At 72.9% G+C, this 21,149-nt stretch carries 21 protein-coding genes; 4 read left to right on the forward strand and 17 right to left on the reverse strand.

The window, feature by feature from the left end; genetic code table 11:
* Window positions 1-157: 157 nt before the first annotated feature.
* Window positions 158-1,063, forward strand: coding sequence for a manganese catalase (locus B5D66_RS00795; protein WP_078759602.1), 906 nt, complete (start codon window positions 158-160; stop codon window positions 1,061-1,063).
* Between the two features lie 94 nt (window positions 1,064-1,157).
* Here the strand turns inward: B5D66_RS00795 and B5D66_RS00800 are convergent, their stop codons facing one another.
* Both B5D66_RS00800 and B5D66_RS00805 read right to left on the reverse strand, forming a co-directional pair.
* Window positions 1,158-2,069, reverse strand: coding sequence for a glycosyltransferase family 2 protein (locus B5D66_RS00800; RefSeq protein WP_078759603.1), 912 nt, complete (start codon window positions 2,067-2,069; stop codon window positions 1,158-1,160).
* Window positions 2,066-2,956, reverse strand: coding sequence for a glycosyltransferase family 2 protein (locus tag B5D66_RS00805; RefSeq protein ID WP_078759604.1), 891 nt, complete (start codon window positions 2,954-2,956; stop codon window positions 2,066-2,068). The genes B5D66_RS00800 and B5D66_RS00805 overlap by 4 nt, the downstream gene beginning before the upstream one ends.
* Window positions 2,957-3,328: 372 nt before the next feature.
* Between B5D66_RS00805 and B5D66_RS00810 the strand changes: the two genes are divergently transcribed.
* Window positions 3,329-4,168: a SigB/SigF/SigG family RNA polymerase sigma factor gene (locus tag B5D66_RS00810; protein WP_078759605.1), complete on the forward strand. Its 840-nt coding sequence runs from the start codon at window positions 3,329-3,331 to the stop codon at window positions 4,166-4,168.
* Window positions 4,169-4,260: 92 nt separating this feature from the next.
* Here B5D66_RS00810 and B5D66_RS00815 read toward each other — a convergent pair whose 3' ends face one another.
* Genes B5D66_RS00815 through B5D66_RS00855 form a run of 9 tightly spaced genes read right to left on the reverse strand, consistent with a single transcriptional unit; the run spans window position 4,261 to window position 14,492 of the window.
* A complete protein-coding gene (locus tag B5D66_RS00815; RefSeq protein WP_078759606.1) occupies window positions 4,261-5,253 on the reverse strand; it encodes a UDP-glucuronic acid decarboxylase family protein in 993 nt (330 codons plus the stop codon).
* Between the two features lie 32 nt (window positions 5,254-5,285).
* A complete protein-coding gene (locus B5D66_RS00820) occupies window positions 5,286-5,972 on the reverse strand; it encodes an SDR family oxidoreductase (protein WP_078759607.1) in 687 nt (228 codons plus the stop codon).
* A 32-nt stretch (window positions 5,973-6,004) separates the two neighbouring features.
* Window positions 6,005-7,378: a PfkB family carbohydrate kinase gene (locus tag B5D66_RS00825; protein ID WP_078759608.1), complete on the reverse strand. Its 1,374-nt coding sequence runs from the start codon at window positions 7,376-7,378 to the stop codon at window positions 6,005-6,007.
* Complete coding sequence (locus B5D66_RS00830) at window positions 7,375-7,965, reverse strand: D-sedoheptulose-7-phosphate isomerase (protein WP_078759609.1); 591 nt, start codon at window positions 7,963-7,965, stop codon at window positions 7,375-7,377. Before B5D66_RS00830 ends, B5D66_RS00825 begins: the two co-directional genes overlap by 4 nt.
* Window positions 7,966-9,246 (reverse strand): glycosyltransferase, encoded by a 1,281-nt coding sequence (locus B5D66_RS00835; protein WP_078759610.1) that lies wholly within the window; start codon window positions 9,244-9,246, stop codon window positions 7,966-7,968. It abuts the gene before it with no gap.
* On the reverse strand, window positions 9,243-10,292 hold the full coding sequence (locus tag B5D66_RS00840; protein ID WP_078759611.1) for a glycosyltransferase: 1,050 nt from the start codon (window positions 10,290-10,292) through the stop codon (window positions 9,243-9,245). The genes B5D66_RS00835 and B5D66_RS00840 overlap by 4 nt, the downstream gene beginning before the upstream one ends.
* On the reverse strand, window positions 10,289-11,350 hold the full coding sequence (locus B5D66_RS00845) for a glycosyltransferase family 9 protein (RefSeq protein ID WP_078759612.1): 1,062 nt from the start codon (window positions 11,348-11,350) through the stop codon (window positions 10,289-10,291). The genes B5D66_RS00840 and B5D66_RS00845 overlap by 4 nt, the downstream gene beginning before the upstream one ends.
* Complete coding sequence (locus B5D66_RS00850; RefSeq protein ID WP_078759613.1) at window positions 11,347-12,843, reverse strand: HAD-IIIA family hydrolase; 1,497 nt, start codon at window positions 12,841-12,843, stop codon at window positions 11,347-11,349. Before B5D66_RS00850 ends, B5D66_RS00845 begins: the two co-directional genes overlap by 4 nt.
* Before the next feature lie 2 nt (window positions 12,844-12,845).
* Window positions 12,846-14,492 carry a carbamoyltransferase family protein gene (locus B5D66_RS00855; RefSeq protein WP_078759614.1) on the reverse strand — a complete coding sequence of 549 codons (1,647 nt, stop codon included), beginning with the start codon at window positions 14,490-14,492 and terminating at the stop codon, window positions 12,846-12,848.
* A 281-nt stretch (window positions 14,493-14,773) separates the two neighbouring features.
* Between B5D66_RS00855 and B5D66_RS00860 the strand changes: the two genes are divergently transcribed.
* A complete protein-coding gene (locus B5D66_RS00860) occupies window positions 14,774-14,998 on the forward strand; it encodes a hypothetical protein (protein WP_078759615.1) in 225 nt (74 codons plus the stop codon).
* A 104-nt stretch (window positions 14,999-15,102) separates the two neighbouring features.
* Here B5D66_RS00860 and B5D66_RS00865 read toward each other — a convergent pair whose 3' ends face one another.
* The 6 genes from B5D66_RS00865 to B5D66_RS00885 all read right to left on the reverse strand — a co-directional run bounded on the left by B5D66_RS00865 (window position 15,103) and on the right by B5D66_RS00885 (window position 20,632).
* Entirely contained in the window at window positions 15,103-15,588 is a 486-nt protein-coding gene (locus B5D66_RS00865) for a YflT domain-containing protein (RefSeq protein WP_078759616.1), read from the reverse strand.
* Between the two features lie 122 nt (window positions 15,589-15,710).
* Window positions 15,711-15,881 (reverse strand): hypothetical protein, encoded by a 171-nt coding sequence (locus B5D66_RS25345; protein WP_159457183.1) that lies wholly within the window; start codon window positions 15,879-15,881, stop codon window positions 15,711-15,713.
* 633 nt (window positions 15,882-16,514) lie between these two features.
* Window positions 16,515-16,703 carry a hypothetical protein gene (locus B5D66_RS00870; RefSeq protein ID WP_078759619.1) on the reverse strand — a complete coding sequence of 63 codons (189 nt, stop codon included), beginning with the start codon at window positions 16,701-16,703 and terminating at the stop codon, window positions 16,515-16,517.
* A 28-nt stretch (window positions 16,704-16,731) separates the two neighbouring features.
* Window positions 16,732-18,573, reverse strand: coding sequence for a bifunctional metallophosphatase/5'-nucleotidase (locus B5D66_RS00875; protein WP_078759625.1), 1,842 nt, complete (start codon window positions 18,571-18,573; stop codon window positions 16,732-16,734).
* Window positions 18,574-18,706: 133 nt separating this feature from the next.
* Window positions 18,707-19,711 (reverse strand): sporulation protein, encoded by a 1,005-nt coding sequence (locus tag B5D66_RS00880; RefSeq protein WP_078759626.1) that lies wholly within the window; start codon window positions 19,709-19,711, stop codon window positions 18,707-18,709.
* Window positions 19,712-19,888: 177 nt separating this feature from the next.
* Window positions 19,889-20,632, reverse strand: a complete 744-nt coding sequence (locus B5D66_RS00885; protein ID WP_235000595.1) for a ZIP family metal transporter — start codon at window positions 20,630-20,632, stop codon at window positions 19,889-19,891.
* Between the two features lie 122 nt (window positions 20,633-20,754).
* Between B5D66_RS00885 and B5D66_RS25610 the strand changes: the two genes are divergently transcribed.
* Entirely contained in the window at window positions 20,755-21,126 is a 372-nt protein-coding gene (locus B5D66_RS25610) for a hypothetical protein (RefSeq protein WP_200813467.1), read from the forward strand.
* Window positions 21,127-21,149 lie beyond the last annotated feature (23 nt).

Here is a 21,149-nt window from a genome sequence, read left to right on the forward strand (position 1 = left end):
CGTTTAGCCCCATCGATCCCTTGCGTGATGGAACGCAGCCTTTTGCTCCCCGTGGGTGCATGTGCGCTGACACGCCGGGTAGCCGCCCCCAGGACCAAGGAGGTTTCCCGTCACCGTGCCGGGCGAGCCCTCCCGATCCACGAGCGGAAGGCAGAGGATGTTCCGTCACACCAAGCACCTACAGTTCGAGGCCAAGCCCGAGAAGCCGGACGCCTTGTACGCCGCGAAACTCCAGGAGCTCATTGGCGGCGCCTACGGCGAGATGACGGTCACCATGCAGTACCTGTTCCAGGGCTGGAACTGTCGCGTCGAGGGCAAGTACAAGGACATGATCCTCGACGTCGCGACCGAGGAGATCGGCCACGTCGAGATGCTCGCGACGATGGTGGCCCGCCTGTTGGAGGGCGCTCCCGACGACGTCATGGCCAAGGCCGTGAAGGATCCCGCCGTGGGCGCGGTCGTGGGCGGGATGAACCCGCAGCAGGCGATCGTCTCCGGCGGCGGTGCGGTCCTCGCCGACAGCGGCGCCACCCCCTGGAACGGCAAGTACATCGTGGCCAGTGGCAACCTGATGGCCGACTTCTACGCCAACGTCGCGGCGGAGGCCCAGGGCCGGCTGCAGACGGCCCGGCTCTACAACATGACCGACGATCCCGGCGTCAAGGCGATGCTCAAGTTCAACCTGGCGCGCGACACCGTCCACCAGAACCAGTGGCTGGCCGCCATCGAGCAGCTCAAGGAGGACGGACTGGAGGGACCGATCGTGCCCAACGCCCTGTTCGACGAGGAGAACCAGGAGCACTCCCGCACCCACTGGCACCTGTCCGACGGCACGCAGGCCCAGGACGGTCCGTGGGCACAGGGAATCGCGCCCGACGGTGTGCACCAGCTGGAGTTCCTGGCCGATCCGGCCCCGCTGGGCGGCCCGGCCTCGGCGCCCCCGCCGCCGGACCACCTCTACGGCACCAAGGCCGCCGGACACGGCGGTGAGGGCTCGGCCAAGGGTCCCTCGGGTGCCCCGAACAAGTCCATGGGCGACAAGATCAAGGACACCTTCTCCTGAGAGGTCCGCGGTCCCGGGGCCGTCCCCGGGACCGCGCCCGTGTCGGCCCCGGGCCCCACCCGATACCGGGGCCGCGTCGTGTGGGCCGCCTGGGTCAGCCGACGTAGCGCCGGGCCCGCGAGGTCCGCTGGGGCTCCTCCAGCAGCCGTAGCCCCTGTTCGACCCGGGGCGGGACGGGAGCCCGCTCCCGCAACACCCACGGAAGCCCCGCCGCGGCCTCGGCCAGCGCGGCCAGGCTCGCCGCGTCCGGCGGGATGGAGCGCAGCACCGCCACGGTCCGCCGCAGCGCCCCCGAGGCCGGCCGGCGCAGCCACGCCGTCCACAGCGTGTTGCGGATCCCCAGCTGACGGCGTCGGCGCGGGTCACGGCTGTGTGAGGGCGCGTGGTGGACGACCAGGTCCTCGATCCAGCACATCCACCAGCCGGCGCGGGCGAGGTCGAGGGCCAGGAGCTCCTCTTCCCCGCCCAGCCACAGGCGCGGAGAGAAGCCGCCGACCTGGTCGAAGGCCGAGACCCGCAGCACCGACGCGCCGGCCAGGATGCTGAGCAGCGCGGGCCCGGGCAGGCTGTCGGGGGCGGGCACGGGCGAGTCGCGCAGCTCTGGGGTGATCGGGTCCTCGCGTGAACCGGGTTCGACCAGGATGCGGCCGGTGAGCGAGGCGACGTCGGGGTGGGCGTCCAACAGGTCGGCGGCCTGGGACAGGGCGCCCGCCTCCCACCAGGTGTCGTCGTCGCAGAAGGCGACATAGGGCGCCGTCACCGCGGCGACCCCGATGTTGCGCGCCACGGCCCCGAGGTTGGCGCGGGCCCTGATCACCTCGACCTCGGGATGGCGTTCGGCCACCGCCGTGGCGGTGCCGTCCCGCGAGGCGTTGTCCACGACGACGATCTGCGGGCGTTCGGGCACCCGGGTCATCCGCTCCAGCACGCCGAGCACCTCGTCGCGCCGGTTGTGGGTGATGACGACGACGGCGACGCGCGGGTCCGGCCCGCGCCGCGCGCTCACGTCGTCTCCAGCGTGCGCAGGGCGTGCTCCACCCGACCGGGCAGCCGGCGTCGCTGTCGCAGCGCTCCGGGAAGCCGGCGCAGCGCGTCGGCGAGGGCGCCCCGGGCGTCGGGGTCGGTGGTCGCGGCGTGGGCCAGGCGGGCCGTCTCCCGGGTCGCGCGTTCCACCGGCCGGCGCAGCCAGGCCGAGAGCAGCCGGTTGCGCAGGTCCAGGCGGACACGCCAGGAGGCCGGCGGCCGGGCGGCCGAGGGATGGTGGTGTGCCCGGACGTCGGCGACGTGGCACGACGTCCAGCCCGCCGCGGCGAGGTCCTGGGCGAGGAGCGCCTCCTCACCGGAGAAGAAGAGCAGCCGGCTGAACCCGCCGACCTCCAGGAAGGCCGACCGGCGCACGACCGCGGCGCACGCCAGGAAACCGAGTACCTCCGGCCCGGGTGTCCCCGCGCGCCGGGGCAGCGGGCTCTCGGCCATCAGCGCGTTGATCGGGTCGGGCCGTTCCTCCTCGCCCACGACGACCGAGGCCGCGAGCAGTCCCAGGCTCGGGTGGGCGTCGAACACGTCGGCCGCCCGCTCCAGGGCCCCCGGAGCCCACCAGGAGTCGTCGTCGCTGAAGGCGACGTAGGGAGTCTCCGCGAGCTCGACGCCGATGTTGCGCGCCGCGCAGCCGAGGTTGTCGCGCACCCGGATCGAACGCGCCCAGGGGTACTCCCCTCGGACGAGGGCCGACGTGCCGTCCGAGGAGGCGTTGTCCACGACGATCACCGCGGAGCGGGGATCGAGGCGGGCCAGCTCGTCGAGTGTGCGGGCCAGTTCGGCGTGGCGGTCGCGGGTCGCCACGACGACCGTCACCCGAGGCGGATCGGTGCCGGGCGCCTCGTCGTTGCTCACGTCGTCGCCTCCTTGGGGTCGGGGGTGGCCGGGTCATGGCCGCGGATTCCGCTACCCGTCATCCCCTGGTGCATGCGAATGGCGTGTAAAAACGTCCCCATGGAGCGCGCCGACTGTTCCACCGTGACGACGCGACTACCTAGACTCGACGTGTCGTGTTCAAAGGTCCGACAGAGCGGCCTGTCCTGTCAGCCACATCCGAAATAGATCTCAGAATCGCGCCGTACCGAATGAGGTCCCGCGCCCGCGCACACGACACGCGAGGTTTCCGGACATACCACGAATACCCTGCGAGCGATTCCACGATCTCCTCAGGACACAGGCGAGATGTGATCGGCACATCGCCTGCCGTGCGTTGGGAGAGGTATTTCGATGCGCGCATCGAGCACTCTGCATGAACAGACGGACACGAGCATCCCACAACCCCGTTCCCCCCGTAACCGCACGTCCGACGAGGAATACCGGCGGCAGACGCGGGAACTTCTGGAACGGCTCCGCACGGTCGGGCGTGACGACCCACAACGGGAGCGTATCTGCCACCGACTCATCGAACTGCACATTCCCGTGGTACGGAGGATCGCCCGCCAGTACCGAAATCGCGGGGAATCCGAAGAGGACCTGCGCCAGGTGGCGATGGTCGGTCTGATGCAGGCCATCCGGGACTTCAATCCCGACTACGGCAAAGAATTCATCTCCTACGCCCTACCCATGATGACCGGTGAGGTCAAACGGCATTTCCGCGACCGCACATGGGCCATTCGGGTTCCCCGCAAACACCAGGAGAAGAGGTCTGAGCTCAACCGCGCGACGGCCACCTTCACCCAGGAGAACGGCCGTACGCCGACGGTCGCGGAAATAGCGAAGATGCTGGAGATGTCGGTCGAGGACACGATCGAGCTCATCGCCGCGTCGACGGCCTACAGCGCGTTGTCACTCGACGTGCCCTACGGCGCCGACGAGGAGGAGAAGACCTTGGGGGACACCATCGGACAGAACGACGAGGACCTGGAGAGCGTGGTGGACCGAGCGGCGCTGCGCCCCGCGCTCGCCGCCCTGGCGCCCCGGGAACGGCGGATCCTGCTGCTGCGCTTCGCCGGCAACAAGACCCAGGCCCAGATCGCCGAGCTCGTCGGCCTGTCCCAGATGCACGTGTCGCGCACGCTCAGCGCGACGCTGCGCAAACTGCGCGCCGAGCTGCTCGGCGACGTGTGACACCACCTCCCCGCCCACGCGGGTGGGGGATCCCAACGACGCGGCGCCGGTGGAACCCGTCCACCGGCGCCGTGTCGTCCGCGCTCACCCGGTCATCCCGCGGACACCGCCGAGGCCGCGCCACGGTCCCCGTGCTCGGCGCGACGTCGCTGGAACCAGGCGATCGTGCGACGCAGTCCCTCATCCATGGGGACCAGGGGTCGCCATCCCAACAGCTCGGCCGCCAGGGTGGTGTCGGGGCGACGGAATCGCGGATCGTCCTCCGGTCTGCCGACGAAGACGATCTCCGACGCCGATCCGGTCAGCGAGCGGACCAGTTCGGCGAGGCGGATCATGGACAGCTCCTCCCCGCTGCCGATGTTGATCGGCCCGGTCTCCCCGCTCTCCGCCAGGGCGACCAGGCCGCGGACCGTGTCGTCGACGTAGCAGATGGAGCGTGTCTGCAGGCCGTCGCCGGCGACCGTGATCGGCTCGCCGGCCAGCGCCTGGCTGATGAACGTGGGCACCGCGCGCCCGTCGTGGGGGCGCATCCGGGGACCGTAGCAGTTGAAGATCCGGGCGATCGCGATGTCGGCGCCGCGGGCCCGGTGGTGGGCCATGGTCAGCGCCTCGGCGTAGCGCTTGGCCTCGTCATAGACACTGCGCGGTCCGACCGGGTTGACGTTGCCCCAGTAGCTCTCGCGCTGGGGGTATTCCAGCGGATCACCGTAGACCTCGCTCGTGGAGGCCAGCACCAGCCGGGCGTCATGGGCGTGGGCCAGGCGCAGCGCGTTGCGCGTGCCGAGGCTTCCGGCCTCCAGCGTCTCCACCGGCAACCGCAGGTAGTCCACTGGTGAGGCGGCGGAGGCCAGGTGGAACACCAGGTCGACCCGGCCCGTCACCCAGAGAGGGTGGGTGACGTCGGCCTTGACCAGTTCGAACCCCGGTCGTCCGGCCAGGTGCCGCACGTTGTCGGGCGTGCCGGTGGCGAAGTTGTCCACGCACACCACGTCGACGCCGCGTTCCAGCAGCCGCTCGCACAGGTGGGACCCGACAAAACCGGCGCCACCGGTGACGACCGCACGCCGTCGTTGTCCTGCTGTCATTTCCTCGCCTCCTCGGCCACGCTGTCGTCAGATCAGGGCCAGGACGTCTCGCGCGACGGGCAGATCACCAGTTCGCGCACCTCACAGCCCGGAGGTTGCCGCAGCGCGAACAGCACGGCCCGCGCGACGTTTTCAGGGGGGTTGAGCTTGGCGTCGGGACCAGGCCGGTACTGCTCCGCCCGCCCGTCGAAGAAGGCGGTGTCCATCCCGCCGGGGACGATCAACGTCACGCCGACCTGACCGGCCGTCTCCGCCGCCAGCGCGCGGGTGAAGCCGACCACGCCGAACTTCGATGCGCAGTAGGCGGTGGCGTCGCTGAGGGCGCGCAGGCCCAGGGTGGAGGCGACGTCGACGACCACGCCCTCGCTCGCGCGCAGATAGGGCAGTGCCGCGCGCACGACGGAGGCGGTGCCGATGAGGTTGACCTGGATGACGCGCTCCCAGTCGTCGGCGGGGACGTCCTCCAGCCGCCCGCAGGCGTCGGTCCCCCCGGCGTTGACGATCGCGTCCAGGCCGCCGGCGGTCTCGGCGAGACGGCGCACCGCGGCCTCCGTGGCGGCCCGGTCGGTGAGATCGGCCCGTTCGAAGTCGAAGCCGCCCTCCGGTTCCCGCAGGTCCAGGACGAGGGGTCGGCCTCCCTCCTCCTGCACGGCGCGGGCCAGGGCGGCGCCCAGCCCCGAGGCCCCGCCGGTGATGAGGGTGTTGCCCAGTTCTCGCACGTGTTTCCTTCCTGTGGAACGTCGGATCTCTTTCAGCGGCCGGTGGCGCGCATCGCGGTGACCAGGCCGGTCGTGGAACGTCCGGGAAGCAGGGGGAGCAGGACCACCTCGCCCCCGTAACCGGAGACCACCGGCGCCTCGGGCAGGCTGGTGATGGCGTAGTCGCCGCCCTTGACCCACACGTCGGGGCGGAGCCGCTCCAGCAGGGCGCTGGGGGTGGGGTCGTCGAACACCGCGACCGCGTCGACGCACTCGAGCGCGGTCAACACCCTGATCCGGTCGTGCAGCGGCGTCAGCGGCCGGTCCGGTCCCTTGAGCCTGCGGATCGCGGCGTCTCCGTTGATGCAGACGATCAGGCAGTCGCCGAGCGCCCTGGCCCGGCGCAGCAGGCTGACGTGCCCGGCGTGCAGGACGTCGAAGCAGCCTCCCGCGGCGATGACCCGCCCGCCTGCGCGGCGGATCCGTTCGGCCACCTCGACGGCCCCTTCGCTCAGGCCCATCGGCAGCGCCCCGGTCATGGGCCCCACGGTGGTGGCCGCGCCGGCGCCGCCGGCCGCGACGAAGCGGGACGCGGCCTCGACCGCCTCGCCGACGACCGCTGCGGTGTCGGCGCCGTCGCCCAGGGCGGCGGCCGCGCAGGAGGCGAACCGGTCACCGGCGCCGCAGACGTCGTCGGCCGGGCCGACCGGTGGGGCGGGCAGGTATCCGCCCTTTCCGCCGGAACCGGCCCACACCGCGCCGTCACCGCCCAGGGTGATGGCCACGGCGTCGGCCTGCCAGCCGCGGGCCAGCTCAGCGGCCCGTTCCAGGCCGGCGGCCGAATCCCCCTCCGTCACGCCCGCCTCCGCGGCGTTGGGGGTGACCAGGCGGGTTCCCGGCACCGGTGGGGGACCCGCCGGATGGGGGTCCCACACGATCGGGATGTTCGCGGCGCAGGCCGCCAGTCTCTCGCGCACGGCCGGCAGCTCGGCGACACCACGCCCGTAGTCGGAGACGAGCACGGCCCTGGCCTCCTCCAGCGCGGCGAGGACCCGGTCGGCCGGGCCGTCCGCAGCGGCGCGACCGTCCCCGTCGTCGACCCTCAACAGCGGCCTCTCCCCGTCGAACACCCGCGTCTTGACGGGCGTCCGCCCGCACAGGGGCAGCCGGGTCAGCGCGACGGTGTCGTGGAGCAGTCCGGCCAGCCGCTCGCCCGCGGCGTCCTCGCCGACCGCGGCGATCAGCACGACCGGGACCCCTTGGCGCGCGGCCAGCCAGGCGGCCAGCGCGGCGCCCCCCGGCCGGTGCCGCACGTCGGCGTCCTCGACCACGGGTACCGCCGCGTCGGGCGTGCGCCTGCGGCTGTTCCCCCGCAGGTCGACGTCGAGCAGCGCGTCCCCGATGACGACGAGCGGGCCGGGGCTCACGCCCCCACCTCCTGGCGCCCCTGGCCCGTCGCGGCGTCGGCGCGGTGGATCTCGGAGTCGACCACCGAGCACAGCAGGTGGATCAGCGCGAGGTGGACCTCCTGCACCGTCGACGGAGAGGTCGAGGCGACCCGCACGGTCGCGTCGCACACGGCGGGCAGGGTGCTGGGGGTCGCCCCCGTCAGCGCCCAGCTGGTGAGACCGATCTCGCGGGCGGTCATCGCGGCGATGATGACGTTTTCACTGGCACCGCTGGTGGACAGGCACATCAGGACGTCGCCGGGACGGCCGTGGGCCCGGACCTGGCGGGCGAACACGTCGCGGTAACCGTAGTCGTTGGCGATCGCGGTGACACTGGAGGTGTCGGCGTGCAGGGCGATGGCGGCGAGTGGGCGACGGTCGGACTCGAAACGCCCGACCAGTTCGGCGGTCAGGTGCTGGGCCTCGGCGGCGCTGCCCCCGTTGCCGCAGACCAGCAGCCTTCCCCCGGCCGCCAGGACACCGGCCAGGTGCCGCCCCCATTCCTCCACCCGTTCGGTCTCGGTTTCGCGTAGTGCGGCCTGCAGTTCGGTCAGATGCGGGTGCATTCAGATACCTCCCGATGGGATGGCCGGCGTCGCGCACGCGGCACGGCCGGCGTCCTCGGTTCGGGGCCGGACGACGACGGCCGTCCGCTCCCCGCTCCGGCGGCGCAGGACCTCCTCGTAACGTTCCAGGGTCTGGGACCCGATGAGCGGCCAGGAATAGCGGGCGGCGGCACGGTCGGCTCCGGCGATGCCGTAGCTCTCCATGCGGACCGGGTCGGCGAGCAGCCGGCGCAGCCTACGGGCCAGCACGGCCGGATCGCGCGGGGGTACCAGCAGTCCGGTGACGTCGTGGATCATCGTGTCGAGGTGTCCGCCGACCCGGGAGGCGACGACCGGCACCCCACAGGCCATCGCCTCGACCGGGGCGATGCCGAACGGCTCGTACCACGGCACGTTGACGGAGACGTCGGCGGAACGCAGCAGGGCCGGCACGTCCTCACGGGAGACCCGGCCGATGAAGCGGACCCGTTCGGCGACGCCGATCTTCTCCGCGATGGCGCGCAGCCGCATGGCCTCGGCGTCGGTGTGCAGCTCGTCCTCTGCCGGCCCGCCGGCGATGACCAGCTCGGCGTCGGGCACGCCGGGCAGCGCCCGCACGATCGTCTCGACGCCCTTGCGCTCCACCAGCCGCCCCAGGCTGAGGAGCCTGGGGCGTTCGCCCCGTGGGGCCGCCGGGCCTTCCGGAGTGAAGCGGTCCAGGTCGACCCCGCAGGGGACGACGGACAGCGCCACGGGGGCCACCCCCCAGGAGCGCAGTTCGCGTACCTCGGCCGAGGAGGTCGCGATGACCATGTCGACGCGCCGCGCCACCGACTTCTCGGCTTCGACGCGGCCGGAGGGGCTGGTGTCGCGCGCCCCCTGGAAACGGCGCTTGACCGTCCCCAGCGCGTGGAAGGTCTGCACCACGGGAACGTCGACGCGCTCCGCCGCCTCCAGCGCGGCGGTCCCGCTCATCCAGAAGTGGGCGTGGACGATGTCGGGGCGCTCCCCCGCCCACTCGGCGGCCAGCCAGGCGGCGAACTCGGGCATGTGGTGGACGAGGTCGTCCTTGGCGATCTCGCGCGCCGGGCCCGCGGGGACATGCCGTACCCGGGCGCCCGGCGCGAACTCCACCGTCTCCGGCTGGTGCGGGTCCGTCCTTCGGGTGTAGACCGTCACGTCGTGGCCGTCCGCGCCGAGCACGCGGGCCAGCTCGGCGACGTGGACGTTCTGCCCGCCGCCATCGGCTCCCCCGAGCGCGGCCAGCGGACTGGCGTGCTCGGACACCATGGCGATCTTCATCGGGTCACCTCCTCCAGCAGTCGGTCCCACGCGGTGAGGAACCGAGAGAGCGGATATCTGCGCAGGGCCGCGGCGCGGGCCGCGGTTCCGGTCTCCTCCGCGCGGGCGGGATCCGCGGCGAGGTCGCGCAGGGCACGGCTCAAGACGTCGCGGCGGGTGGTGAGGACGCCGGCCTGCTCGGGGACGGCCTCGACCGCCTCGGTCGAGGCGAGCGCGACCACGGGCATGCCGAGCATCATGGCCTCGATCAGCGAGAGCCCCAGCGACGTCCAGCGGATGGGATGCAGGTAGACGCGGCGACGCGCGAGTTCGGTGTGCATGTCACGCTGAGGCAGGTCCTCGAAGCCGCGCAGGCGCTCGGGGGGCAGGCCGAGCCGTCCGGCCGTCCCCTCGACCCCCATTCCGAAGAGGTCCAGCGGAACCGCCTGCGACAGTTCGGGCAGCAGGTCGGTCCCGGTGACCCGCCAGCGCCGCAACGGCTCGTTGATGACGACGCCCGCGCGGGGCAGCTCACCGGTGTAGCGGTATCCGGGGTCGACGACGCCGTGTTCGATGACGAGGGTCGGCGCGCGCCCGCAGTCCCAGAACAGCTCGTTGAAGTGGGTGACGTGCACGACGGGCACGTCGGCCCGGTCGGCCACCGGGTGGCGGGTGAGGGGGACGTCCCCCTTGGGGGTGTTGTGCTCGACGTAGAGCGCGGGAAGGTCGCGTCCGGGGCGCCGCCCCAGCCAGCGCCGCGCGAGTTCCAGTTCGTGCGGACGCTGCGCGATCACGACGTCGACGTCCTCGTCGCGCAGCGCCTCCGGCTCGACCTCGACCGCGTTGTCGGGCCACGACCAGGTCCGGGCCCTCCCCCTGCCGTCGGGGCCACGGTCGGGGGTCACCGGTAGCAGGAAGGTGTGCCGCCCGTGCACGAACGACGTCGTCCAGGATCCGTGCACGTGCCACAGCAGGACGCGCAGCGTCCGCCGCGGGTTCCCGCGTCGTCTCGGCTCTCGGCCGACGCTCGGCGCGGCTCCGGACGGGGCCGGGTCGGTCGTTGTCATGCCTTCTCCTTGCTGAGTTCACGAACGGCCGCCACGACGTCGGCGGCGGTGACGGAGGACAGGCAGGGATGGCCGGGAACCGGACACTCCCGGGCCCGGGTGCCCCGGCAGGGGGCGTGGGGGTCCCCCAACAGCACCACGGGCACGCCGTAGGGCGCCCAGTTGCGCGCGGGGACGACGGGGGCGAACAGGGAGACCACGGGGGTGGCGACCGCCGCGGCCAGGTGGGCGGGGCCGGTGTTGCCCGAGACGAGGACCGCGGCCCCGTCGAGTACCGCCGCGAGTTCGGCGAGGTCGGTGCGCCCGGCCAGGTTCACCCCGGTGGCGCCGGCGATCGCCGCGCAGTCGTCGTGTTCGGCGGAGGAGCCGGTGACCACGACCCGGTACCCCTCGGCGGCGAGCTTGCCCGCGGTCTCGACGGCGAGCGCGTGGGGGACCGCCCGCGCGGGAACGGAGGCACCGCCGTGGATGACGACGTATCCCGGCGGCCCGGTCAGGGCGCTCACATCGGGCAGTGGCCGGCGCACGGCCAGTCCTCCGCTGTCACCCGGCGGAAGGCGGTAGCCCGCGGCCTCGGCCAACGACAGCATCCGTTCGGCCTCGGGTCCCTCCTCGGGGAGGCGGTGCCGGAGGTCCAGCAGGCTGCCGGGATAGTCCACGCCGATCGCGCCGATCCAGGGCACTCCCGCCAGCCGCAGCAACAGCGCCAGCGGCAGCGGCGACTGGTGGAAGGAGGTGAGGATCAGCGCGGCCCGCGGCGCCTCGGCCTGTACGGCCGCGCACAACTCCTCCACCGCGGAGGAGGTGAGCGGGGGTGGCTGCGGGTCGATCCAGGGAGCGCACCACTCGATCACCCGGTCCACTCCGGGCAGCAGCTCCGCGGCGGCCCGGCCGCGTGGGCCGGCGAGGAGCACCACCCGCCCGGCCTCCTCGGCGACCGCCCGGATCGCGGGGCCGGCGAGCAGGACGTCGCCGACGTTGTCCTGTCGGGCGACGAGCACCGTTTCACCCCGGGCGGGTGGGATGCCGGCCGCCGCGTGGTCGTGTCCGGCCGTCATCCCGCGGGCCCCCGCAGGGCCCGGTCGACGGCCTCACCGAGGGTCCCGGCGGTCTCGGGCGCCGCGGCGACCTCCGCCGGGCGGGTCCGCCCGTTGGGGACCAGGATTCCGCGGGCCCCCGCCGCGCGGGCCGCCTCGACGTCGGCGCCGATGTCCCCGATGACGACGCACTCGCCGGGCTCGACGCCGAGCTCGGCGGCGGCCGACTCGATCATGCCGGGGCGAGGCTTGCGGCAGTCGCAGCCGTCGCCGTCCCCGTGCACGCACACCCGCCACACGTCGAAGGGGCCGAGCAGTGCCTCGACCCGGGCGTTGACCCGTCGCAGCTGTTCCGGGGAGATCAGACCGCGGGCCACCCCCGACTGGTTGCTGACCACCCCCACCCGCACGCCCGCCGCGCGGGCCCTCCGCACCGCGGCCCGCGCCCCCCGTACCGGGCGGACCAGGGCGGGGTCGGCGTTGTAGGGCACGTCGTGGACGAGCGTGCCGTCCCGGTCGAACAGGATGGCGGCGGGCGCCCCCGGGGAACGGGGCAGCGCGCGGCGGTGGCGGACCTCCCCCACGGCGCGCTGGTAACAGGCCAGCGGCGGGATGAGGGCGCTGGTCACCACCATGGCGGTGACCTCGGCGGGGTTGAGCGGGCCCGCCGCGATCCGCCTCGCCGCGAACTCGGCGGTGAGCGCGCCCCAGGCCAGGCCGAGCGCGGCGGCGCTTCGGCGGTGCCCCGTCGCCGCGGCGAACGCCGTCCCCGCCAGCAGCGCGCTGGTCAGGGCGTGGCGGCGCAGTCGGCCGGGCCGCTCCCCCACCCGCTCCCGCCAGCGGGGTCCGTGCACCCGGCGCATCAGCGCGTTGTCGGCGTTGCCCCGCTGAGCCCGCAGCGACCCCCAGTGCCCGTCCTCCCGAAGCGGGTGCGGGCACCGGCGTTCGCCCCGGACGAGCCCGTAGCCGGCGTCGATGACCCGCAGCGCGAGGTCGGTGTCCTCGCGGTAGGCGCGGGGGAAACGCTCGTCGAATCCCCCCACCTCGGCGAGGACCGATCTGCGGTAGGCCATGTCGGCGGTGATCCAGCGGGCCTCGGACAGCGCCAGGGTGCCTCGTTCGGCGTCGGTGGGCCGGCGGCCGACCGGTTCGGGGACGACGATCCGTCCCTGGCTGCCGGCCACGTGCGCGGGCAGTCCGGCGAGGTCGGCGGCGAGACGCGACGGCCAGTCGGCCGGGGGCGCCACGTCGTCGTCGAGGAAGGCGATCCACTCTCCCGTGGCGGCCCGCCATCCGACGTTGCGCGCCGCGGCCGGGCCGCGCCCTCCCGAGCGCAGGACCCGCACGCCCGCCAGCCCCGCGACGGGCAGTTCGTCCGCGGGCTCAAGCCGGTCGTCGACGACGACAATCTCCAACGGCCCGTCGTCGCCCGCGTCGAGCAGGGGACGCAGCACCCGCTCCAGTCCGGGCCGTCCGACGGTGGGGACGACCACCGCGTAGTCGGTTCGCGCCACTCCTACCGCCGCCCTCGGGCAGCACGGCGACGTACGACGAACGGCCCGATCGCGAGCAGGTCGACCGGGGCCGAGCCGAAGCACTCCAGCGCGTCGCGGGGGGAGTCGACCATGGGGCGTCCGGCGGTGTTGAGGCTGGTGTTGACGCACACCGGCAGGCCCGTGTGCGCCTCGAACCGCTCCAGCATCCGGGCCACCAGCGGTTCGGCCGCCGGATCGACGGTCTGCACGCGCGCGGTTCCGTCGGTGTGCACGACCGCGGGAATACGGTCGCGCCAGTGCGGTGCGACGTCGTGCACGAACAGCATGTAGGGGCTGGGGAGGGGACCGCGCGAGAAGATCTCGGACGCCCGTCCGGCGAGCACCATCGGGGCGACCGGCCGGAACTGTTCACGCCCCTTCACGTCGTTGAGGCGCTCCAGGTTGTCCGGGTGGGCCGGATTGGCCAGCAGCGACCGGTGCCCCAGGGCGCGGGGGCCGTACTCGCTACGTCCCTGGAACCAGGCGACGATCTCGTCGCGGGCGAGGGCGAGGGCGACCTCCCCGGCGAGGTCGTTCGGACGCTCATAGGCGATCGCGGCACGGTCCAGTTCGGCGGCGATCTCCTCATCGCTCCAACCACGCCCCAGGTCGGCGCCGCCCATCGGGACCAGGCGCTCTCCGGCCTCCTCCGCCAAGTGCAGCGCGCATCCCAGCGCGGTCCCGGCGTCTCCCGCCGCAGGTTGGACCCACACCTGCTCGAACGGCCCCTCGGCGGCGATGCGGGTGTTGGCGACGCAGTTGAGGGCGACACCACCGGCCATGGTCAGCAGCGACGCGCCCGTGCGCTCGTGCAGCCATCCCACCAGTTCGAGCAGGACCTCCTCGAACCTGCGCTGGACGCTGGCGGCGAGGTCGGCGTGGTCCTCGGTGATCTCGTCGGTGGACTCCCGCCGCTTGACCAGCGCGGCCCAGTCGATGGGACGGACCTCGATCAGCCCCTCCCCCCGGTAGCGGATGTGGTCACGCATCTCCTCCGCGAAGCGCGGGGTCCCGTAGGAGGCCAACGCCATGACCTTGTACTCGTCGCTGGAGCGGCGGAACCCGAGGTGCTGGGTCAGGTCCTCGTAGGTCAGGCCGAGGGAATCGGGCAGGCTCTGGCGGGCCAGGACCTCCAGTCGACCGCCGCGGTAGACGCCCGCCAGGTGGGAGGCCGTCTCGCCGCGCCCGTCGGCGACGAACACGGCCGCGTCACGCCCCCCGGGAGCGGCCAGCCCCGCGGAGGCCGCGTGGGCGACGTGGTGGGGGACGAAACGGACCCGGGCGGGGTCCAGCCCGGGCAGCGCGGTGGCGAGGAATCGCGGCGCCCGTTCGGCGTAGAGGGTCCGCAGGCGTTCCCAGGCGGGATCGTGCCCCTGCATCCACCCGGTGACCAGGGAGGGATCGTAGGAGTACCCCACCGCGTCGAGTTCCTCGGGCTGTATCCCGGCCTGCTCCAGGCACCAGCGCATCGCCTGCTCGGGGAGTTCCCACGCCGAGAAGGGGACCGCCTCCTTGCCGTGCTTGCGCCTGCTGAACCGTTCCTCCTCGGCGGCTGCGACGATCTCGCCGTCGACGACCAGTGCCGCGGCGGGATCGTGGAACACGGCGTTGACACCGAGAAATCGCATGGGGCGGCGCCCTTCCGGAATCGCGTGGCCTGTCGCGTGCCCGGTGGTCTGAGCACGTCGGTCAACTACCAGACGAAGCGACGCTCAAACAGCGAAGGCTCGAAAACCCCTACCAATAGGCTCTCGAACACGGATTCGACCACGTAGAGTGACGAAATTCCGCAGGTCATGATCTCGCAAACGCATCGCCCCGACTGGGAACGACCCGCGTGGGTAGTCGCCCGGACGCGGCCGGGCCGGCCGCTCGTCATGTCCCACTGGATCCTCGGGAGAGAACCGACGTGGACGTCTCCGCCACCCACATCGCCTACGACCACGGTGATCACATCAACATCGTCAACATCGACCCGCAGACCGCGCGGTCCAGTGACGAACCCGTCTCCGCCGAAGACCTGGCCGTGGGCGGGGACCGCGACGCCACGCTGGCCGCCGCGGGATTCCGGCGTGTCGGTGAGTGGCGCCGCGAGAACGGTCTGGAGTCGGCGCCGCTGGAACGCACCCGCTGACGGGGCGTGGCCGCGGTGGACGTAGAGACGGGCCCCGCCCTCTGCTCAGAGGACGGGGCCCGCGTAGGCCGGCGGGGCGGAGAGCGCCCCGTTTCCGGGCGGGATCACGGTTCCTGGGGCGCGGAGTCGAGAAGGCGTCGGGCCTGCTCGGCGTACTCCGGCTTGACGACGATGTCGTAGCGGTCCGCCCGCAGACCGCGGAGTGAGGAGAAGTCCCGCCTTCCCCCCTGGAGCGCATGCCCCACCAGACCGAAGATCGCCCCGGCGATGGCGCCCCACACCAGACCGCCGAGGACGAGTACCGCCCACGAGCCCACCCCCGCCGTGAACAGGGCCAGGAAGAGCCCGATCAACAACCCGAACCACGCCCCCGCGGCGGCACCGCCTCCCGTGGCCCGCAGGTTGGTCACCCGGCCGGTCACCTGTTCCACCAGGCGGATGCCCACGCCCACGATGGCGGTGTGCTCCACCGGGAACTCCCGATCCGACAGGTGGTCCACCGCGGCCTGGGCGTGCAGGTAGTCGTGGTAGCTCGCGACGGTCTCGCCCGATCCCAGGGGACCGGACTCCTGTGGCGCCGGTACCGTCATCGGCCTCCTCCTCACCTCGTTCCCCGTGCCGGGTCGCACCCGGACACCCGTGTCAGGAGACGCCCCTACCCTTGAGGACCCCGCTGTCACATGGGGGGCCGGCCCCGGAAGGGGACACGTGGTCACGAGGTCTCCTGAGCACCCCCGCGGTGTGGAGTGGCCGGGCCCGCCGCGCGGATGGCGGCGAAGACCCGTCCCAGCCATTGGGGGGAAGGGTCCCGGTCGATCTCGTCGAGGACGCGGTCGAGCAGTTCGTCGTCGGAGAGCTTCTCCCATTCGGTCGCCTCGCTCACCGGCGGCTCCTCCGGTTCGTTCGGTCGTCGTCCGCAGCGTCCTGCGGCGTTTTCCGACATCCCAGGGTAAAGGTCTCCTCTGACAGGGGGAACGGGGTCTGCCGCGCGCGCACAGGCCGACCGCGCCGCGTCCAAGAGAAGCGAGGGACAGGGGAACCGGTCCCTTCCCCGTCCTTCGCGGACTCGTCGAAGGGGCACGGCGCGGCCCCCGGCGGAAAGGGCGCGGGAACCGCGGCGGGACGTTCTCTAGCTCCTCGACCGGCTCACGAGGGACGATCCGCCTCACGGGATCGATAAGGGCCTGCGGGGAACGAGGGATCCGTCCCCTGGGAAAGCACGTGGACAGGGGCGTCGACGGCGGCCCGCCGGAGCGGACGCCACGCCTCGGCACGGCTCACGGGGAGACCGGATGTGGACACGATGCGCCGGGGCGTCGGTACGGGACCCGGCCGGAACCGCGCCTTCGGGGTCGGCGCCTCTTCGCGCGGGCGCCGCCGGCCGGAGCGCGGCCCCGAAGGGTTGCCCCAGGTTCGCCGGCCCGCCCCGGGAGTCCCCGGGCCGAGCCCGTCGGAGCCGCGGCCCCTCCAACGGCCGCCCGTGGAGGGCGGTCCCGCGTCCCCGGCGGCCCTCCGCCTAGTCCGGCGGTTCGGGGGTGGCGGAATCCTCGATCTCGTCCTCGTCAGGCTTGCGGTCCTCCCCCTCGACCTTTCCCTGCGGCCGGTCGACCGGACGCGCCGAGTCCTCCAGCGACGCGGGGAGTCCGGGGTCGCCCGGCGGCAGCGGCGGATCGGGGGTGAGGGGGTGGTCGTCTGCTTCACTCATGACCGCCCCCTACCCCCCGCGCCGGGGATCATCCGATCCGGACGATCCGCCCCTCGCCCCCTTCGGGATAGTCCGCGGCGGTGACACGGCCGCCGAGTTCCTCCGTCAGGTAACCGAGCAGCGCCTGCTGGTAGGTCATGCCCACCGAGGTGAAGGGCAGGCCCCGGAACGGGTACTGGTCGCCACCGCGGGCGGAGAAGTCGTTGGTGACGATCGAGATTCCGGCACCGTCCACGACCTGACCGTCGGCGACGATCACGGTCCCGTCGTCCAACGTGGCCTCGCGCACCCGCTCCCCCGCCCGCACGACGGTGCCCGCGTCGTCCACCTGCTGTGCGGTGCGCGCCGGGTCGTAGGTGAAGCGCACCCCCGCCACCTGGGCGAATCTGCCGTCCGCGGCGGGCGCGGAGGAGACCGCGTTCTCCAGCAGCTCCTTGACCTGGGCCCGCGGCACGTCCGGGACGACCGCGACGAAGTTGGCGAAGGGCGCGACGGCGTAGGTGTCCAGCTCGGTGACGCTCCCCGCAGGGATCAGCGCGTTGTTGCGGATCCCCCCGCTGTTTTGCAGGGCCACCTGCGGCGCCGCGACCCCGTACCGGTCCGCCTGGTCCCGCCCCGCGTCCAGCAGCGCGTCGGCGAGGAGATTGCCGAGGTTGGTCTCCCGCGTGCGCACGCCCGGATCCCGTCTCCCCTCCAGCGCCACATCACTGGAGGCCACGACCCGGGCCTGCAACCCGGCGACGTAGTCCTCGACCGGCCGGGTCACCTGGCGCCGCACCACCGGGTCCGGGCGGACGGCGTCCGCGCCGACGCCGGAGACGCGCACCGGCCCCGAACGCTCGGCCACGGAGGTGACGACCCCTCGGGCGTCGAAGTCCACGACGATACGTCCCACGTACTTGTAGTCGCCGGCGGTGGTCACCACGGGAACGTCGACGCCCTCGGCGTCAACGGCGTACAGCGGGTAGCGCAGCGGTTCCCCCGTCTGAGGGTCGCGTGTGATGGTGTCCCCCGGGACGAGGGGATCGTCGTCCGCGGCCAGCAGCTCGTCGCCGCCTCCGGCGATGGCCACGTCCACGTCCCGCAGCCGCGCGAGGAGCGCGCGGTCCTCATGGATGCCCTGGAGATGGGAGATGAGGATGATCTTGTCGATCCCCCGCGCGGTGAGCGCGTCGACCTCGGCCTGTATCGCGCCGCGCACATCGGGGTCGACCACGACGTCGCGCGGGCTGGAGATCGACGCCAGCGCCGGCGTGGTGGCGCCGACCACGCCGATCTGCTCGCCGCGCTGGCGCACGACCGTGCTGGAGGCGATTCCGCCCTGCTCGGCGAGTCCGGCCAGGGCCGGCTCGGCCGACACGTCGAGGTTGGCCGACAGGAAGGGGGGTCGTCCCGGCACACCCGATACGTAGTCGGCGAGGATGTCGGGACCGAGATCGAACTCGTGGTTGCCGATCGCGACCGCGTCGTAGTCGATCCGGCCGGCGGCCAGCGAGTCGTAGAAGGGGACCCCCTTGTCCAGGCTCGCCGCGAACTGCGGACCGGCCAGGAAGTTGTCCCCGGATGAGAGGGTGAGCACGCCGCGCCGACGTGATTCGCCCGCGCCCGCGTTGGCCGGATCGCGCTCGGTCTCGCGCAGTTGGCGCACCAGGGTGGCGAACCTGGCCACGCCCCCGTAGTCGGGATCGGCGGGCGCGCCGAGCAGCTGCGACTCGCCGTCGTTGTTGTGCAGGATCGTCAGCGTGAAGTCAGCCCGGTCGGCGTGCTGCCCGGCCGAAGCCGCCGCAGCCGGCGGGGCGGCCCCCACGGTGAGCACCAACGCCACGGCCACGGCCACGACGCGGCGGGTCTGGGAGGCGGTTCTCGTCATGGACGGCTCCTGTCCGGAGGTACGCGGTCACTCCCCGTGAATCGCCGGGGAACCGTCCATGCTAGGCCCGCGAGAGAACGGAGCGGGCGGGAAAAGGTCGCGGTCGGGTCACCGACCGCCCCGCCGTGGGCCGTTACTCCTCGTCGCCCTCGTCCTCCTCGCCCTCGAAGAAGTCACCGATCTCGTCGACGACCTCGGCCGCGACCATTCCGGCCACCACACCGCCGGCCACGCCCAGTCCGACGGCCGCCGCGGTCCCCAGTCCGCTGCCGCCGTGGTCGTCGTGGCCGTGGTAGCCGGGGTGCCCGCCCTCGTAGCCGTAATGGCCGCCCTCGTACCCGTAGTGGCCGTGGCCCCCGAAGAGGGCGCGGTGGCGCTCCAGCGCCCCGGCCACCCAGGAGTCGACCTTGGCGGTCCAGTCGTCGTACCCGGCCTCGGCGTGCTCGACCCGGAACCGCCCGTAGAGGTCCTGCCCCTCGGTGAACATCCCCCCGCGGCGGTCGAACTCGATGATGACGTCCATGCCGTGCGGATCTGCGACGAAGCTGACCTCGACCTCGTTGACCTCGTGGGCGTAACGCGGCGAGGGGTGGAACTCGATCTCCTGGAAGAACGGGAACTCCTGGGCCGTCCCGGCCAGGTGCCCGGCCTCGACGTCGGCCCCCTTCAGGACGAATCCGAGCCGGTGCAGGGCCTCAAGGACGCGGTCCTGGACCGGTAGAGGGTGGACGAGCACCCGGTCCAGGTCGCCCTTGTCGGCGGCGCGGTCGACGACGACGTCGGTACGCAGGCCCAGGACCATCCCTGGCAGGGAGCCGCCGCCGGCCTCGGTGAGCGGGGTCTGCCAGGGGATCGGGAAGCGGAACGGGATGGAGTGGCGCTCCCCCGCCGCGAGCCGGAAGGAGCCGGCGACCGGGATGCGCGCGAACTCCGCGCCCACCTCGGCGTCATGTCCGTCGAGTTCGACACGGCTCACCAGGGCGAGGACGATCTCCTCGATATCGACGTCCACCTCGCCCCCGGCCAGCTCGACGTGTCCTTCGAGGAACGTCCCCGGACGCACCTCGGGGTTGGCCAACACCGTGTCGACCGTGGGACCACCAACACCAAACATGGAGAGAACGCGCTTGAAGACCATTTCGCCCTTCCGAGACGGAACCGGCCCCTTCGGCCGACCCGTCCCTCCACCGCCACCCGCAGACGTGATGGCGCACCGGAACTTTCATCGGCTCCAACGCCCCGTCCCCACAGGCGGTTCCGGCTCCCGCGGGTTTCTCGTGGCCGATCCGCGCCGCGCGCCGTCCCGACCGTGGGCTCAGGCCCCCGAACTGGACAGGGCGAAGGCGAGCAGGAAGCCGACGACGGTGATCAGACCGATCAGCAGGTGCGCGTCCTCGAAGGCCTCGGGGATCATCGTGTCGGCGACCATCGCCAGGATCGCCCCCGCGGCCAAGGCGGTGATACCGGCGACGACCTCGTCGGGAGCCGAACCGAGCAGACCGTACCCCAGCATGGCCGCGATCCCGCTCGCCACGGCGATCGCCATCCACAGCCCGAAGACGTACCCGCGCCCACGGCCGGCCCGGCGCATACCCGCGGCGCTGGACAGCCCTTCGGGAACGTTGCTGATGAAGACGGCCGCCACGGTCACCACGCTCACCGCACCGCCGGCCAGCATGCTGGTACCGATCACGACAGACTCCGGAACCCCGTCGAGCAGCGCTCCCAGCGCGATCGCGTTGCCCGACCCCGGCTGTTGCTCCTCCGAAGGCTGCCGTCCCCCGGAGCGCTTACGGTGCCGCGCGCCCCTGCGAGCCAGCACCACGTTGCCGGCGGTGTAGAGGACCGCGCCGGCCAACGAGCCGACCACGACCGGAACGATCCCCGCCCGCTCGTGCGCCTCGGCGACCAGCTCGAACGACACCGCCGACAGCAGCACCCCGGCCCCGAAGGCCATCACCGACGCCAGGACCTTGGGGCGCACCCGCACGAAGAACCCGACGGCCGCTCCGATCAGCAGGGCGAACCCGGCGAGGAAACCCCATCCGCCCGCTTCCATGACTCCGGCCATGCCCGTCCCGCTGCCCGGCGAACCCCTGGTCATGCGCACGCGAGGGCACGAGCAGGGCGACGCGCCACGGGAAGGACGCGGATGTCACCCCCATGGGGGATGCTGGAAGCATGCCCGCTTTCGAACCGCTGCCCTTCCCCGGGCAGGGACCTGCGCAGACACCGTCCGACGCAGAACCGCTCATCGAGGTACTGGCCGCGTTGGCCCGTCGGCAGAGCGAGGCGTTTCGCGGGCACAACGCCGTCGTCGGCGGCTCGCGGGTCGTACATGCGGTGGAGGAGGTCTCCTGGATCGGCGGCGCCACGATGCCGGCCCCGGCCTGCCATGTCGGGGTGCACGGTGGGGATCCCACCCGCCTGCGTCCCACGCGCGCCGAGGTCACCTGCCGACGCTGCCGGGCGCGCCGGCAGGCCCGGCGCGCGGGCGGCGGCTCCGCGCCCCGGGTGGTGGATCCGGCCCAGCTCAGCCTCGACCTGGACTGAGCCGGGCGGCTTTGGGCCGCAGA

The organism is Marinactinospora thermotolerans DSM 45154 (assembly GCF_900167435.1).
In the GTDB taxonomy this organism is placed as follows: Bacteria; Actinomycetota; Actinomycetes; order Streptosporangiales; family Streptosporangiaceae; genus Marinactinospora; species Marinactinospora thermotolerans.